This window comes from Paucisalibacillus globulus DSM 18846, from assembly GCF_000482485.1.
Lineage (GTDB): Bacteria > Bacillota > Bacilli > Bacillales > Amphibacillaceae > Ornithinibacillus > Ornithinibacillus globulus.
Window position 1 is genome coordinate 51,788 of the sequence record NZ_KI519436.1, and the last position, 16,406, is coordinate 68,193.

17 protein-coding genes are annotated in these 16,406 nt (G+C 35.8%); 10 read left to right on the forward strand and 7 right to left on the reverse strand.

The genetic code is table 11. The features are described from left to right. Together K332_RS0114075 and K332_RS0114080 are read left to right on the forward strand one after the other, a co-directional pair. Positions 1–699, forward strand: a 699-nt coding sequence (locus tag K332_RS0114075; RefSeq protein ID WP_026908034.1) for a BclA C-terminal domain-containing protein, incomplete at its 5' end; no start/stop codon positions are given. Positions 700–871: 172 nt separating this feature from the next. Then, positions 872–1,945, forward strand: a complete 1,074-nt coding sequence (locus K332_RS0114080; RefSeq protein ID WP_026908035.1) for a glycosyltransferase — start codon at positions 872–874, stop codon at positions 1,943–1,945. 190 nt (positions 1,946–2,135) lie between these two features. On the opposite strand, the gene K332_RS22580 is transcribed toward K332_RS0114080, so the two are convergent. Continuing rightward, positions 2,136–2,828, reverse strand: coding sequence for a BMQ_0737 family morphogenetic spore coat protein (locus K332_RS22580; protein WP_051359474.1), 693 nt, complete (start codon positions 2,826–2,828; stop codon positions 2,136–2,138). Between the two features lie 203 nt (positions 2,829–3,031). Between K332_RS22580 and K332_RS0114090 the strand changes: the two genes are divergently transcribed. Then, a complete protein-coding gene (locus tag K332_RS0114090) occupies positions 3,032–4,396 on the forward strand; it encodes a hypothetical protein (RefSeq protein WP_026908036.1) in 1,365 nt (454 codons plus the stop codon). A 68-nt stretch (positions 4,397–4,464) separates the two neighbouring features. On the opposite strand, the gene K332_RS0114095 is transcribed toward K332_RS0114090, so the two are convergent. Both K332_RS0114095 and K332_RS0114100 read right to left on the reverse strand, forming a co-directional pair. Next, positions 4,465–4,731 carry a hypothetical protein gene (locus K332_RS0114095; protein WP_026908037.1) on the reverse strand — a complete coding sequence of 89 codons (267 nt, stop codon included), beginning with the start codon at positions 4,729–4,731 and terminating at the stop codon, positions 4,465–4,467. 15 nt (positions 4,732–4,746) lie between these two features. Then, positions 4,747–5,301, reverse strand: a complete 555-nt coding sequence (locus tag K332_RS0114100) for a hypothetical protein (protein ID WP_026908038.1) — start codon at positions 5,299–5,301, stop codon at positions 4,747–4,749. Between the two features lie 226 nt (positions 5,302–5,527). On the opposite strand from K332_RS0114100, the gene K332_RS0114105 reads away from it, so the two are divergent. Further along, a complete protein-coding gene (locus K332_RS0114105) occupies positions 5,528–5,944 on the forward strand; it encodes a M67 family metallopeptidase (RefSeq protein ID WP_026908039.1) in 417 nt (138 codons plus the stop codon). Positions 5,945–6,105: 161 nt separating this feature from the next. Here K332_RS0114105 and K332_RS22585 read toward each other — a convergent pair whose 3' ends face one another. Next, entirely contained in the window at positions 6,106–6,576 is a 471-nt protein-coding gene (locus K332_RS22585; protein WP_026908040.1) for a hypothetical protein, read from the reverse strand. Positions 6,577–6,826: 250 nt separating this feature from the next. Here K332_RS22585 and K332_RS0114115 point away from each other — a divergent pair, with 250 nt between their 5' ends. From K332_RS0114115 to K332_RS0114140, 6 genes are all read left to right on the forward strand, one after another. Then, positions 6,827–7,894, forward strand: a complete 1,068-nt coding sequence (locus tag K332_RS0114115; protein ID WP_156914205.1) for a CotH kinase family protein — start codon at positions 6,827–6,829, stop codon at positions 7,892–7,894. A 117-nt stretch (positions 7,895–8,011) separates the two neighbouring features. After that, positions 8,012–8,581 carry a hypothetical protein gene (locus K332_RS22590; RefSeq protein WP_051359475.1) on the forward strand — a complete coding sequence of 190 codons (570 nt, stop codon included), beginning with the start codon at positions 8,012–8,014 and terminating at the stop codon, positions 8,579–8,581. 46 nt (positions 8,582–8,627) lie between these two features. Beyond that, the gene (locus tag K332_RS0114125) at positions 8,628–9,740 is read left to right on the forward strand and encodes a DUF2642 domain-containing protein (protein ID WP_026908042.1); all 1,113 of its coding nucleotides are present in this window, start codon (positions 8,628–8,630) and stop codon (positions 9,738–9,740) included. Between the two features lie 35 nt (positions 9,741–9,775). Further along, complete coding sequence (locus K332_RS23995; RefSeq protein ID WP_156914206.1) at positions 9,776–9,919, forward strand: hypothetical protein; 144 nt, start codon at positions 9,776–9,778, stop codon at positions 9,917–9,919. Further along, positions 9,912–11,264: an arsenic transporter gene (locus K332_RS0114135; protein ID WP_026908043.1), complete on the forward strand. Its 1,353-nt coding sequence runs from the start codon at positions 9,912–9,914 to the stop codon at positions 11,262–11,264. Before K332_RS23995 ends, K332_RS0114135 begins: the two co-directional genes overlap by 8 nt. Before the next feature lie 16 nt (positions 11,265–11,280). Next, positions 11,281–11,964, forward strand: a complete 684-nt coding sequence (locus tag K332_RS0114140) for a hypothetical protein (protein WP_026908044.1) — start codon at positions 11,281–11,283, stop codon at positions 11,962–11,964. Between the two features lie 321 nt (positions 11,965–12,285). Here K332_RS0114140 and opp4C read toward each other — a convergent pair whose 3' ends face one another. The 3 genes from opp4C to K332_RS0114155 all read right to left on the reverse strand — a co-directional run bounded on the left by opp4C (position 12,286) and on the right by K332_RS0114155 (position 16,211). Next, positions 12,286–13,167 (reverse strand): oligopeptide ABC transporter permease, encoded by an 882-nt coding sequence (gene opp4C, locus K332_RS0114145; RefSeq protein WP_051359476.1) that lies wholly within the window; start codon positions 13,165–13,167, stop codon positions 12,286–12,288. Positions 13,168–13,178: 11 nt separating this feature from the next. Continuing rightward, positions 13,179–14,144, reverse strand: coding sequence for an ABC transporter permease (locus K332_RS0114150; protein ID WP_026908046.1), 966 nt, complete (start codon positions 14,142–14,144; stop codon positions 13,179–13,181). Positions 14,145–14,399: 255 nt separating this feature from the next. After that, complete coding sequence (locus tag K332_RS0114155; protein ID WP_425414462.1) at positions 14,400–16,211, reverse strand: peptide-binding protein; 1,812 nt, start codon at positions 16,209–16,211, stop codon at positions 14,400–14,402. Between the last annotated feature and the right edge of the window lie 195 nt (positions 16,212–16,406).

The following is a 16,406-nucleotide window of genomic DNA, read 5'->3' on the forward strand; positions in this document are numbered from 1 at the left end:
GCAACCGGAGTGACTGGGGCGACTGGAGCAACCGGAGTAGCAGGAGTGACTGGAGCAACTGGAGCAACCGGAGTGACTGGGGCGACTGGAGCAACTGGAGCAACTGGAGCGACTGGAGTAGCCGGAGCAACTGGAGCAACTGGAGCAACGGGTGCAACTGGAGTAGCCGGAGCAACCGGAGCAACTGGAGTAGCCGGAGCAACCGGAGCAGCAGGAGCAACTGGAGCAACCGGAGTAGCCGGAGCAACCGGAGCAACTGGAGCAACTGGCCCGACAGGTGGTTCAGTCACCGAAACATCAGCATTTGCAGCCAATACTGGTGGAGGTACCATAACTGTAGTACTAGGTGGAACAACCGTACCATTACCAGATGAACAGAGTTTGGATGGAATTACAGCAAATGGTGCAAATACTGTATTCACTGTCCCAGAAGAGGGTAGATACTTTATTTCATATAGTATAAATCTAACAGCTGGATTATTGGTTGGTTCCAGATTATTAATCAACGGTACTCCAAATGAAGCATCTGAGATAAATCCTATCCTTACTATATCGAACTTTAATGGAGAAGTAATTGTTCCATTAACTGCTGGAGATACAGTGTCATTAGAATTATTCGGTTTGGCTGGATTAGCTACACTTCAAGATGGTGCAGGAGCAACCTTGACTATTATTAGAGTAGACAGCGACACAGTTTAAGAAGTAAATCGGCCTAAGCACGTTAGGTGTTTAGGCCTTCTTCATAAAAGTAAATACAATTATGAAAGATCGTACCCTATTACTAAATTAATAGGTTGTAATACAAACAACTTTAATACTAGATAATACAATATAATACTTAATCTATAATAGTTTTTGAAAGGAGAAAACAATGGTTTCTATTAGTTTATGTATGATTGTAAAGAACGAAGAAGAAGTACTGGCGAGGTGTCTTGATACAGTTAAAGATATTGTTGATGAAATCAATATCGTTGATACCGGATCGTCTGATACCACTGTAGACATTGCAAAGAAGTATACGGATAGAGTATTTTATTTTGAGTGGATAGGGGATTTTGCAGCTGCTAGAAATGAGTCTTTTAGGCATGCTACAAAGGATTATATATTATATCTGGATGCCGATGATGTTTTGCTTGAAGAAGAGCAAGAAAAGATAAAAAGGCTTAAAGAATCCCTTGATCCATCTGTTGATTCTGTCTCTATGTACTATAATGCGGGGTTAGATGAATTCGGAAATGTTACTTTACAGTACAGAAGAAATAGGCTCGTAAAGAGAAGTAGAAACTTCATCTGGAAAGGTGATTGTCATCAATACCTTGAGGTGTATGGGAAAATTATAAATTCTGATATTGCTGTAACACATAAAAAGATTCGTCATTCTGTAGGTAGAAACTTAGCAATATATCAGAAAAAGGTTGAGCGAGGAGATGTGTTTACCCCGAGGGATTATTTTTATTATGGTAATGAATTACGAGAAAATGAACGTTATGAAGAAGCAATAGAAAGTTATAATAAGAATATACAGATGAAAGAGGGGTGGATTGAGGACAAAGTATATGCGTGTATCAATAAAGCAGACTGCTTTCGCTTTCTTGGGAAAGAGGAAGAGGAATTATATTCTTTATTTGAATCCTTTCAGTTCTCTAAAACTCCACGTCCAGAGACCTGCAGTCGAATAGGGTATTATTTTCAACGGAAACGTGATTTTCACTCAGCGATTTTCTGGTACAAATTAGCAACAGAATTAGATCATGACTTCAACAAATGGAGTTTCACCTATCCAGCATATTCAACTTGGTATCCACACTTACAGATGTGCGTGTGCTATTATAATCTTCAAGACTTCGAAAAGTCCTATTACCATAATGAGAAAGCAAGAGAACATCGACCGGATGATGAAAGAATTCTCTTTAATAAAGAACTTTTAGAGGTAAAAGTAGGGTGAAAAAGTTTAGAAACATCTAGTCTATGGATTTGTTACTTTTAATTCATTGATATAATGACTTGAGATAAATGTATATACGGGCAACTGTTACTTCAATGGAAGAGTTGCCTTTTTCTGCATTTTATTCTTGAAAAAAAGCCTTATAGATTCTATCCAAGTAGAATCTATAAGGCTTTTAGTTATTTACTGATTACTCCTCGTTTTTACGGCTCATAGAGCCCATTGGGCCTGGGAATACAGCTGGGCATTGAGGTGGGATAGATGGTGTTGGACATTGTTCTACTAAAATATCCCTTGGTTGACAGAAGTCTGCAACTAATTCAAGTGTTACATCTGCAACGGATTGAACGCTTTGACATACGTTTAAGAAAAGATCAACACTTTCTAAAGCGCCGGCCACACAGTTCACACTAACACTACAATCAACATCTGATACTCGAACAATTAGCCTAGTTCCTTCAGGTGCACATAAAAAGACTGATTCTGGAATATCGACTGTAATTTCATCTGAGGTCATGACAAATGGAGTTGTACCATTAAATCCACTAAATTCAATTACTACGTTTAGTGTTTTAACAAATGATACCCTCTGTAACGTAACTAATGCTCCGTTAATTACAAATTGACGATCTTCTCGCTCCCCAACTTCAGTTACTGGAATTTCTGCATTTGGAGGAAGTGGATTACCAGTAATCGGGTCTACAAGATAACAAGTTGCTGTTAACCCGCTCACAGCGGGGTCACATGGATTAATTGGTAGTACACCTATTGCCGCTGGTAGTACGGTTTGGTTTAGATCTTCTTGTAGGATAACCCAGTCATAGACTTTTTCTGCATTTATGCATAGAAGCTCTTGAGCTCCCTGTAATGGTTGTTCCTGCATATTTCTCTCCCTTTCATTAAATTATTTAACAGTAACAAATTATGTAATGCAGGTGCCTTTTGAACTGTACAAAAGTCTATTTTCTAGTGTTTTTAACCAAAATTGTATATTCACCTATTTGTTTTCATAGGCTAATAGATTTTTGTCACATAATGGTGGCAAGTTCATAAAATATCATAAATATACTGCAACGAGGTGGGAATATGCCGAACTCATACACTAGAGAGGATGTTGAAAACTTACTTATTCAGCTAAAAAAATATAGAAGAGTAATACGAAGTTATCAAGAAAGTGATATAAGCCTCGATTATTATCATCTAAAGTCTGAAGTAAAGAAATTAAATAATCAATTAGCAGAAGTGAAACAAAAATTATCTGTAGTGGAAGAAAAGTACAAGGATTGTATATTTGATAATCATAAGCTAATAGAAGAAAGAAATAATCTAAGACATGATTTAAAAAAGTTTAAGAAGGAGATTCATCAGAATAAAAATTACACGTCAAAATGGAATCAGGAACAACAATCAATTTCCATTCGCAATGCAGATTTTCAGAAGTTAATTGAAATGGTTAAGGACCTTCAACTAAACCAAAATAATATGATGTCTTCACATGTCGATTTAGAAAGAGCATCACTTCAGAATATAAATACTGGGCAGGATCTTTATAAAAGATTCAAGGAATTATCGGAGGAGTTAATGTGTTCCTTTAATAGTATAGAAAGTAGATTATTATCGATATCAAGTAGAAAGGGGTTTATGGAAAATATGGAATTGGAGAAGGATAAAAATGTGGATCAAATAGAGGACTATTCTAGTATTCAAGAAGAAAAGCAGATAGTGAATAAACAGTTTAAACAAGAATTTATCAAAGGTGCAGAGCCAGAAAATGAGGGGAATAAAAAGGCGTCTATTATAAGTAAGGAGGTATCAAAAAAAGAGATTGAGAATAATACATTGCAAACAGAACAATTGGAAGCTGGCCAAGTTAATTCAACTTTAAGCAATTTACAAAGTCAAATTGTAGAAATAAAGAAACTTCTTGAGGAAAATAAAACCAAAGGATCCACTTTCCCTAAGCAGACTTTTCCTAATACGAGTTTCCAAGCAGTGAGCTCTTCCCGTAAAAAAATAGAACAGGGTAAAGAACTTACTTTTAGAGACTTACAGACTGCCGTTAATGTTTCCCAGGTGATTGGAGGGGGAACAAAAAGTAAAGCGAATCTAAATGAAAATAATTATTTAGCACAAGCAAAGCAAGGAGCGAAACCGGTTTTTGTCAGTAATAGGGAAGCGAAATTAAAACAAACCATACCAGTATCTAATCCGAAAAGTGTAAGAGAGACAGCTGAAAGTAGCACGAATATAATAGAACAACCAGAGGAAAATAAGGAGACAATTGATCTAGGGAGCAAGGAGAACATGACTAGTACGAATGACACGATAATGGAGACACAACAGGAGAAGCTTACTGAAAGGGAACAAATAAAGGAAGAACCACGATACGACACGGCTATGGAAGAAAAGTCAAAATTTAAATTGTTTTGGGAGAGACTAATAAAATCATAAAAAAAGTGGAGCTACTCTATTTATGATTAGCTCCATTTGGATAAGAAAGTGATGTTTTCTAAAACTCATTAGTTGTTTATTAAACGGGTGATTTGTTCGAACTGTTCTCGATTAATTTTTAATGCATGATCTAGCTCATCACTAAGTAAATCTATATTGGATAAATAGCTATTGGTTACTGTATTGCTTTTGTTGGTTATCTTTTTTACTTTATAGTCTATTAGCATGGAAAGGATGATAAAATCTAACTTTTCTTGATTGGAAGACTCTTCTTTGGTTAACTCTATTTCTTTAGAAACTACTTCACTCAGAAGTACCCATAATTGCTTATCCATTATTCTCACATCCTATTATCCTATACTCACATTAACATTGTTTAATGCGAAAATCCCCTCTTTTTCAAAATCTGTGTAGATAAATCCTTGTACTGAGCATGAATAAACGTCTTTATTTGTCCAGTTTATTTGGAAGTCTGAAAATGAAAGTGTTTCATGGGGGAGTAATTGTTTCTGATTACTCAACTGAAACCAATATTCATTTTCATCTTCTTTATCGGGAACAGTAAAAAGACTCCAGTAACTAGATGAAGCAGTACGATCATTTTGTAACTTCGTAGTCTTATATTTACCAGAAAAGTTATATTTATCTGTAGCATCAATTTTTATGCATAAGTACAAGTTATTAATAGTATTGGCTGAAAGGTTTTTAATATGGAAGTCACCTAAGATAATATTTTTTTCGTTTTTTTTGTTTGTTGTGCTAATAGAAAAGGTAAAGTACCCGATTATGGAAGCATTATTTTGTCTGTTATGTTGTTCTTTAATTATAGTTTTTATTTCATTTGCATACGCTTTAGTTTGATTGTTTAAGAGAGTTATTTTTTCTTGTAGAACCCTATCATTCATGCTTTTTCACCTCCAAATACTGCGTTTGTTTTTTAATACATATGCATGGGGAATAAATTATATTAAAGTTTTTCAAAAATTCATGGTAAGTAACCATACGCGGAAGGGCAGAAAGACATATATAAATAGAAATTGAATTTCATAAGAAGGGAATTTCAATGGACTGGGAATTATTCCCACAATTGTATGTAAGAATGTACCAGTATTCTGATAAGGAGAGAAATACATGAAACAAACAGAAAAGGTTGTCTATATCTCGAAGGACATATTTCAAAGTTTAATCGAACAATGTCAACAAGCACTTCCATATGAGTCTTGTGGATTTCTTAGTGGAAATGTTGAGGGAATAGTAACGTCAAATTGGCAGTTGAAAAATGAAGCTAAATCAATGAACCAATTTTTTGTTAGTCGTGATACAGTAAGGGAGGCTCTAAACAAGATTTCAGAAAAGAAGGAAGAGATTCTAGTTTTATATCATTCACATCCAACTACAGCCCCAATGCCATCAAGGCAGGATCTACAATATCACCCTGATGATCAGATATTGATGCTAATTATCTCTTTTAAGAATGATAATCTACGTTATAAATGTTTTGAGATTTTCGATGCTAATTATTCCGAAGTACCAGTACAGTTAATCTAGAAGCATGAATGGAATTATAAAATTATCGCCAACTATTAATCATATCCCTCCCCGTTCATCTTACGTATATTTATTAGTCACCTCACCTTTTTCTCTCTTATTATTTTTAAATAGAAATGCCCTATAAAGTAGTTTATGTAAGGCTACTTTATAGGGCACATTTATTTAGTCGTATTAATTAAACTACTATATCTATCGGGAACTTTTCCTTCCGCCTGATTTACGCTTACCTCCAGAACTTTTTCTACCGCCAGAGCTACGTTTCCCTCCAGAACTTTTTCTACCGCCAGAGCTACGTTTCCCTCCAGAACTTTTTCTACCCCCGGAGCTACGTTTCCCTCCAGAACTTTTTCTACCGCCGGAGCTACGTTTCCCTCCAGAACTTTTTCTACCGCCAGAGCTACACTTCCCTCCAGAACTCTTTCTACCCCCGGAGCTACGCTTCCCTCCAGAACTTTTTCTACCGCCTGATTTACACTTGCCTCCAGAACTCTTTCTACCGCCGGAGCTACGTTTCCCTCCAGAACTCTTTCTACCGCCAGAGCTACGCTTACCTCCAGAACTTTTTCTACCTCCGGACCCTTTTTTGCCCTTTTTTCTTCCGTATATAACGTATTGTGTTTCTGTTTCATCTGGGGTATTTCTCATTAAATCTATAACACCATTTTCTATTGCAGCAAGCCATAATTCATCCATATTAACTGTTTTAACAGCTGTCAAAATTCCCACCACTTTCCTTATATATTTTATTAACTAGAATATGACAGCAAATCAATTATGCTTAGGTTTTTAGAATAAACAAACGATTACCTATTCTGTAACTGTTTAGCCTAATCCAGCATATTATTTATCAAATAATCACCTTGAAGGTAGGGTTATGTGTTGTTAACTTATAGAATATTTGTAAATCCAAAATTATTACTTGAAATGAAAAGGGACATATGGAGCGATAATTACCAGCCAGCTTCACTATGGATTGATGATAAAAAATATGAGATTGATATATTTTATCGAGGGAACTCTGTAAGAAAACATAAGAAGAAATCATATCATATCATTTTTAGTAAACCATTTTTTATGGAGGGTCAGCATGAAATCCATCTAAATGCGGAATATAATGATCCTTCTCTAATGAGGAATAAATTATCTTTTGACTTTTTTTCCGAAATTGGTGTTGTTTCTCCACAAGCTAATTATGTTCGGTTGTATATAAATGGGGTTTATCAAGGTGTGTACTTGCAGTTAGATTCTTTTGATCAATACTTCTTAAAAAGAAGAGGAATTCCAGAAGGAGATATCGTTTATGCGGATGATAATGATGCAAACTTTTCCTTGCTTTCAGAAGAGAATGAAAAGAAGATGGAGCTTTTACAGGGATACACTATTAAATATGATTCAGATGATGTGAGGGAGTGTTTATATCATTTATTAGTGATTATTAATACGCTACCAGATCACAAGTTCCAGGAACAAATCCAGGAAATATTAGATGTAAACAAGTATTTAAAATGGTTGGCGGGAGCTGTATGTGTACAAAATTACGATGGATTTACTCAAAATTATGCACTATATTTCAATAGTAAATCGAAAAAGTTTGAAATAACACCTTGGGATTATGATGGGACTTGGGGAAGAGATCGTCATGGTAAGGAGTATGAGCATGATTATATTCCATTAGAGGGTTATAACACATTAACTGCAAGACTTCATCGTATACTGGAATTTCGGGCGTCATATAAGCAAATTATGCATGATGTTCTACATAATCAATTTACCGTAGCACATCAGACTCCTATCATTGAGGCAAACTTTCAGGAGTTATTACCTTATATAAACAAGGATCGTTATTATCGCTATGAGGAAGATACTTTTAGGATAGAACCAAGTGTGATATTAAAGTTTATTGAACAACGTAAAAAGTTTCTAGTAAGTGAATGGGATAAATATTGATAATATTGGGTTAATTACCAAATATCATCGGCAATGGCAAAAAATAGGCTATTAGCTACAGCAATAGCCTGCCATGACACATATAGATATATGGAATATATAATAGGAGGTTAGAAAATGAATAAGGACTTATTACTCTCTTTTGTCGATAGGGTCGTCCAAATTGACAGGGGTGGGCCCGAATCGCGTGTTGGTAAAGTACTTGCGGTAGAAGAAGATCATTTAGTCGTGTTAACTGAAAACGATGGTGTGATTTATTATAACACTCATCATATAAAGAGCATTACAAATAATGCAAAGCAGGGATTTGAATTTGGGTTAGACATCCCCGAAAACTTTAACTATCTTCAAGCAAGTAAATTTAAAGATATTTTAAATGGTCTAAGACATCGATGGGTCCAGATAAACCGAGGTGGCCCTGAAAAGCTAGAGGGTGTTTTAGAAGAAGTAACAAATGATTATGTTGTTGTTGTGGCTGGAGAAGCTATTGTTCGTGTGTCAACTTTCCACCTTCGCAATATTAGTTATGGAGTAAGAATTGAAAAGGGAAAGGCTGAAACAGATGGAAACAATACGGGTAACAAAAATAATAAACGCAACAATTCCAATCAAAAGACACAGAAAAAAGAAGAAAAGGCTGAAAAATCCGGGGAAGCCAAAAAAGTAGAAGAAGAAACAAATGACTAATTTGTTTCAAAACTATTAGCTTGGGGGGGAAAGGGGGGGGGACTTTATGGCATATCAAAACTTTTCTGAGGTTCTCCAAAGTATAAAAGGAACAACTATTGGATTATTCCTTCATAATCATCGCTATATGGAAGGTCTATTGATTGATGTAAAAGAGGACCATTTGGTTGTTGAATTCAAGGACGATATATTCTATGTTGCTACTCAACATATTAATGGAGTTTTAAAAAATACTAAAGACTACCAAGCGAATCTTAAAATGGTACCTTATATAAATAAACTCACCTTAAGTGACGTGTATAGGGCATTAAAATATAGATGGGTTACCATCAATAGATTAAATGGGCACACTGTTTCAGGAATTATAAGCAGCATTACAGATGATCATATAGTCGTTATACACAATGAGGAACAGCTGTATATTAAAATGTCCTTTATAACAGATATCTTTGATGGTGATTATGATTACATGGAAGAGCAAGAGGTTTTTGAAAACAATGCTAGTGAAAATATAGAGAATGATAGGAATCCCCTTTCTGATACCCCGGAAGAATTGAATGAAGAATCACTAAACAATCTAGCGGTAGAAGAAAATGATAGATTTTTAGAGGTTCTGGAATTGGAAGATAAAGATGAGTTTTTAGAACTTGAAAAAGGTTCCAAATCTACTATGAAACCTGATGAGAAAGAGATCGTGGAAGATTACTCTGAAAAAGATCAACCATCTGTATGGAGTAATTTTTCAGTTAAAGGAACAAAAGGTATAGAGGAAGACGAATTCAATATTAGTAATCCTACTGACCATCAATTTGTCGATGAAAAAATGTCTACTCCTTTTGATGGAAATTTATTTATTCAATCTAGGAAGGTCATAGGGGATAATCCTATCGATCCAAAAGTTAATCAAAATAAATTCCAAGACCAGCAAGCTAGTCAGGAGGTGTTAAGTAATTCTCACGAAAAACGGTCTCGTTTCTACAAGCAGAGTGGATATTATGTGCCAAGCATTCGTAAGCAAAAAGACGCAGATAAAGATGAAAAAGTGATTCAGCATGTACAAATGAATGAAACTGAAAAGAAAGAAATGATAAAGATGCAATATTTATCTTTGATGAAGCATGCGGAAAGAATGTATCAGAAGCTTTGTGAGGAAGACTAATTTTATAAGTATAAAGAATAAAGGAGGCGAAATAGATGATCGCTTTATACTTTGCTGTTATTGGTGGGATATTTTATAAAATATTTATTACCTCACCAAAACACACGGACACGATAATCCTTACTAAACAAGAAAAAAGTGATATAAAACAGAATAAGGCGGCGAAGCTACATGCTTGATACATCAATTACAATTATGCTAGTTGTCTTTACAATAACGATTATATTAATGCTATGGAGACCATATGGAATTAATGAGACGGTACCTACAACTATTGGTGCTATAGTAGTTCTTTTAGTAGGTATCGTATCATGGAATGATGTATTGGGTATCTTATCAATCGTTAGTGGTCCAGTCTTAACTATTCTCTCTACAATCATGATGACAATAGTTTTAGAGAGCATTGGTTTTTTTCGGTGGGTTGCACTTAATGTCGTGAACCAATCGAAGGGGTCTGGATTAAAGCTGTATCTATATACTAATCTATTGTGTTTTCTAATGACGATGTTATTTAATAATGATGGTAGCATTCTTATTACGACACCAATCATAATCCACATAGTAACTATCTTAAGGTTAAAACCTCATCAAATGTTCCCATATATTCTATCAGGCGCATTAATTGCAACTGCTGCAAGTGCTCCTATAGCTGTTAGTAATATCTCTAATCTAATTGCACTTAAAATTGTCGGGCTAAGCCTAAATAGTTATATTAATATGATGTTTGTTCCTTCTATGATCGGAATTCTTCTTATTGCATATCTTCTATACCTTTATTTCCGCAAAAATATTCCCAATAAAATCCCCACCATTCAAATTAGGTTTAATTCTGAAGGCACCGATTTTTTACATGCACACCCATTGAAGGTAATGGATGATGAAAAGATAGACTGGAAATTATTTAAAGTATGTATTTTAGTAGTAATTTTAACCCGCGCAGGCTTCTTTGCATTAGCTCCTTTGGGGGTTGCTACAGAGTGGATAGGTTTAGCAGGAGCAATGATTTTAATTTTATTACGTTGGTATAAATTAGGAAAAGGAATAGTTGATGTAGTAAAAAAGACACCGTGGCATGTGTTATTATTCGCTTTTAACATGTACGTGCTAGTTTACGGTTTGCGAAATATTGGTTTAAATGAATTTATTGTACGATCCTTACGGGAAATTATCATTCAGGATCCCTTTAATGCGACATTTATAATGGGACTCTTAACATCATTCTTATCAAATATATTCAATAATCTTCCAGCCGTTATGATTGGTACCCTGTCTATTAATGATATGAATTTAGATACGCAATTGTTACAGTTGACATATCTTTCAAGTGTTATCGGAGCAGATATAGGGTCATTACTCACTCCAGCAGGAACCCTAGCAACACTGATTTGGATGTTTGTTCTTAAGAAACACGCTATTAAAGTAACTTGGGGTCAGTATATGAAGGTAACATTCTTAGTAATCCCAATCGGTTTAATAGTGAGCCTGTTAAGTCTTTATGTATGGGTAGTTTGGGTAATTTATTAAGATAGGAGGAGTGATTGTGAACAAGATATTACAAGAGTTGATAAATGAAGCAATTGTTGTTGAACTTTCTGGAAAAAGTACAAAGAGCGGGACATTAATTGATGTTGGTAGTGACACAATTGTTCTGTTTAATGGATTTGACTATATTTATATTCCAATCGTTCACATTCAACATATAAATTTGGATGAGGATAATTCCTACGTACAGGATTCTTCCGATACTGATAATTCATCTTTTGTTCTCCCTAAGGAAGAAAACGACGAATGGTCATTACGGAAGGTTCTTACACAAGCAAAAGGAATTTTTGTTGAAATATATGTTACAGGCAATCAGCCATTACATGGGTATATAACTAGTATAATGAATAATTATTTTGTTTTTCATTCACCTGTTTATAAAACCATGTATATTACAATTAACCATTTAAAATGGTTAATACCATATCCTCAAAATCAACGACCATATGGATTAGAAGATCATAATTTTCCAGTTCAAATGGCGAACCTATTACTTTCGAGAACGTTTGAAGTACAGTTAGAAAAATGTAAAGGAAAGATTATAATTTTAAATATTGGTGAAAAGGAGCAATATATCGGAAAGTTGATTAAAGTTATTGGCCCAATTGTTGAACTGAAAAATGCTCGGTCAAAGCCGGTACTAATCAATTTGCAACATATCAAAACGCTACAACAGGCGTAATATATAAAAAAAGTGGACTAACTAGGCTAGTATATTTAACGCATAAAGTGAGATATATAGAAATTATTCTACTGAATAAGTAAGGTTAGTTACCATTGGGATGCAAAAGAATGTATACAATGAGTATCTAACCAATTCTACATAACTTTTAGTAGTAAAGCTCTTAGAACAAAAAAGTAGACATTCCTAATGAAATTGTAGTTTCATAGCATTCCTACCTGTTCCTCAATGTTATTTATACTTCAGACTTTCATAAGGAATTAAAGCCCCTCCAGGACATTATAAGTAAGCAACGAAGGGGGCATTTAATTCCAAATTAAATTACCTCCGAGTACTCTTCGGATCAAAAGCATCCCGTAAACCATCACCAATAAAATTAATAGCAAGTACCGTTAATAATATTCCTAATCCAGGAGGAATCCATGCTTCTGGATGATTACGCAAGATCCTAATATTTTGTGCCTCGGAAATCATGTTCCCCCATGTAGGTGTTGGTTGGGGAATACCCATTCCAATAAAGCTTAATGCAGATTCGATAATAATCATGGATGCCATCATAAGTGTCGCATTAACGATAATCGGTCCAATTGCATTCGGGATAAAATGTTTGAAGATAATTCGCCAATCACTTGCACCAATTGCCCGTGCACCGAGAACAAATTCTTGCTCCCTTAATGAAAGAAATGTACCTCGTACAATCCTCGTTAATGATGGCCAGGTTGTAACGGCAATAACCGTAACGAAAATCGTAATCGTTACTTTTTCTAACAAGGCAATTATTGTTAAGGCTAGTACTAGAAATGGAATTGCCAATATTAGGTCGGCTAGACGCATAATGAAGTTATCAACTTTACCTCCATAGTAGCCTGCTAAAGCACCTAGTATAACCCCGATAATCAATGTGAAAAGCATGGCGCTAAAACCGACAATTAATGATATTCTTGCGCCATATAATAATCTTGCAAAATTATCACGACCAGAACCATCTGTACCAAGTATATGTTCATCCGTAGGTGCCTTTTCTATTTTAAGCAGGTCACCATATGTTGGATTGTGTTCTGTTATGAGGGGAGCAAATATTGCCCCAAGTGTGATAATTAGAAGTACAATGATTCCAACCAAAGCTAATTTGTTTTTTATAAATCGTCTGATGGCTAATTGAAATGGGCTTTGGGCTCGTTTGTTTATTTTATGAGACTTCATTCTTCTCACCTCTAGTCATAACGTATCCTCGGATCTACAATACTGTAGAAAATATCGGCTAATAAATTTCCAATGAGAATGGTTACTCCAAGTAATAAAGCAATTGCCATTATGATTGGATAGTCGCGATTCGTTATCGAGTTGATAAATAATGTACCTAAACCTGGATAGCTAAAGACTTGTTCTGTAATGATAGCACCACTTAATAATGCTCCAAATTCAAAGCCCATTAGGGTAATAATTGGTATCATGGCATTGCGTAGGGTGTGCTTATATAGTACATTTCTATCACTCATGCCTTTTGCTTTTGCTGTTCTTATATAATCACTGCTAAGGACATCTAATACTTCTGAACGCATATAGCGCATATAGGAAGCTGTTCCGGCAAGTCCTAGCGTAATTCCTGGTAAAACCATATGGTGTAATCGGTCGAAGAACTCATTTAATCCCGTAATTTCCGTACCTGTTATTGTACCTTGTGAAGGAAACCAACCAAGTTTAATAGCGAAGAGGTAAATGGCTATTAGCCCAAAAAAGAAATTTGGAACAGCAAGTCCAAAAAAGCCAAAAGTTGTTGCTCCATAATCAAACATTGAATATGGATTTCGTGCAGAGTATATTCCAATAGGGATAGCTACAATTAATGTAATGAAAAGAGCAAATAAGCCTAAATATAACGTATTGGGCATCCTTTCCCAAATAAGGCTAGCAACCGACCTACCTTTATAATACATTGATTCACCGAAATCCCCTGAAATGATTCTTGAAGCCCAATTTACATATTGAATTGGAATCGGATCATTAAGTCCTAATGCTTCTCGCTGCTGTTCAAATACTTCTGGATTAACAGTTGGATCTAAAATCCTACCCGTAAAAGGATCACCAGGCGCAGCTTTTGCAAGTCCAAATATTATCATCGAAAGGATAATCATCATTGGTATAAAAACCAAAATTCTTCTAATAATATATTTGTACAAATAAACCCCCCCTTATGAAGAAGAAGGATGTCTAACAGAGAATATTTCTATTAGACATCCTCTTATTATTTTAAATCGTTTAATCGAAGCGCCCAAGGACTAGAAAGTTCCTCAACTCCAAAGCACAAGTCAATTAAGACTGTTAAGGTAAAAGAAGATTGACTAAGTCCGACCTGTGAAGCAACATTGCCCATTTGGTATGGCCAGAAGCAGTCTGTAGTCGGTAGTCTCTAACCAGGGCATCTACTTTTTTGTTTACTCTGCATCAGTAACCCACCATAAGTGAGGGTCATTATACATGGTGAATGGTAGGGGTTCTACACCTTGTAGTCTATCGTTATATGCCCATAAGCTATTTTGTGCATAAAGAATAACTGCAGGCAGGTCTTCAGAGAAAATCTTTTGCCACTCTTTATAGACCTCTTTCCGATATTCTTGTTCAAATGCATCTGGTGCCTTAAGTGCTTGTTGCATTAATTCCTCGGAATCAGGATTATTCCAACGAGAGAAGTTGTAGGCTGCCATCGTTCCCCACAAACCTGTTGGGTCAGGATCGGCACTTCCTAGACTCCAGCCAATTAGATATAAATCCCAATCACTGTTATCATTTGTTAGGTCTTCCACATAGGCAGACATCTCTTTTGGTTGGCGTAAGTTTACATTAATTCCAACCTCTTCAAGCATTTGTTCGATTAATGGCGCTGACTTTTCACGAAGTTCATTTCCTGTCGGATAATCAAAGTTTAATACCCATTCATTACCATCAGGATCTTCACGGAAGCCATCATCATTTGTATCTACATAGCCTAAGTCATCTAATATGGAAGCAGCTTTATCCACATCATAGGTGTAGTTTGTTGTTTCACTTTCATCATAAGCCCAGAATTGTTTTGCAATTGGTGAATTTAAAGTAGCGCCACGCCCGTATAGCAGCCCCTCAATTAGGCCATCTCGATTGATTGCATATGCTATAGCTTGACGTATCTTTGGATCGGCTAATTTCTCATTTGGTACCCAATTATCTGGATTTATGGTGCCGGCATCTACATCATCTGCAGTACGGTGATTATGTTTGAATCCCATAATCTGATAACCAAAGTCTGGTTGCTCAATGATTTTAATATTTCCTAAGCCTTGAACCATTTCGAAGTCAGCTGGTTGAATACCGTTCGGGTCTGCAACAAAGTCAATCTCGCCAGATTCAAGTAACCCAGACATGACCGATTGTGCAACAACTTTCCAAACAATTTTGTCTAAGTAGGCAGCCCCTTGCCAGTAGTCTTCATGACGTTCTAAAACATATTGTTCTCTTTCTATCATTTCAGTAAACTTAAATGGTCCTGTACCGATAACACTGCCTGGTTGCCTAGACTCATCAGCTTCAGGCATTTCAGCTACAGGAATGTCAGCAAAAACATGCTCCGGTATGATTGTGAAGCTTGCATAATAAAGCGGGTTGATATTAGGTTCGGCAAACTTGAATTTAACGGTGTATTCATCGATAGCTTCCACACCTTGAAATTCATCTGTTTCACCATTTACAAATGCTTCATAACCTAATAGTGGTTGAACATAAGCAGTACGAATACCACCTGCTTCTACGTAATTAGGATCAGCAATTGATTTGTATGTAAATACAACATCATCTGCCGTAAATTCTTCCCCGTCATGCCATTTTACCCCTTCTTCTAGATACATGGTTAGTTCAGTTTGGTCCTCATTCGTCTCCCAATCCTTTGCTAAGCCAGGAATAAATTCAAGACTTTCATTTTGACCAACCAAACTTTCGTGGGTAAAGGAGAGAATATTTGCTTCATAGGCCTCTTCATAGAAAATTGGATTAAACATCCCTGCAGGTGCAGAATACATGGCACCCGTTAAAGTACCGCCAGATATAGGTCCGGATGCTTCTTCTTCTTTTGTTTCATCCTCTTTACCCTCATCTTCTGTTTCACTTGGATTATCCTGAGGCTCAGAAGAATCCTCGTTACCGCAAGCTGCGAGCATAACCCCCAACAACAGAAAAAACGAAATTACCAATAAACTCCATCTGTGTTTAAACAACACTTTGTCCCCCTTTTTTTATAAGTTAATGTTAAGCCAGTTCAGAAGTTAATTAAAAAGCATCACCCCCATTAAAACTGACAATAAAAATGAAAACATATCAGCCGTAGCGCGGGAATATCAGCCGAAAAAGGAAAATATCCGCCGTAACGCAGGAATATCAGCCAGAAAAAGAAAATATCCGCCGTAACGCAGGAA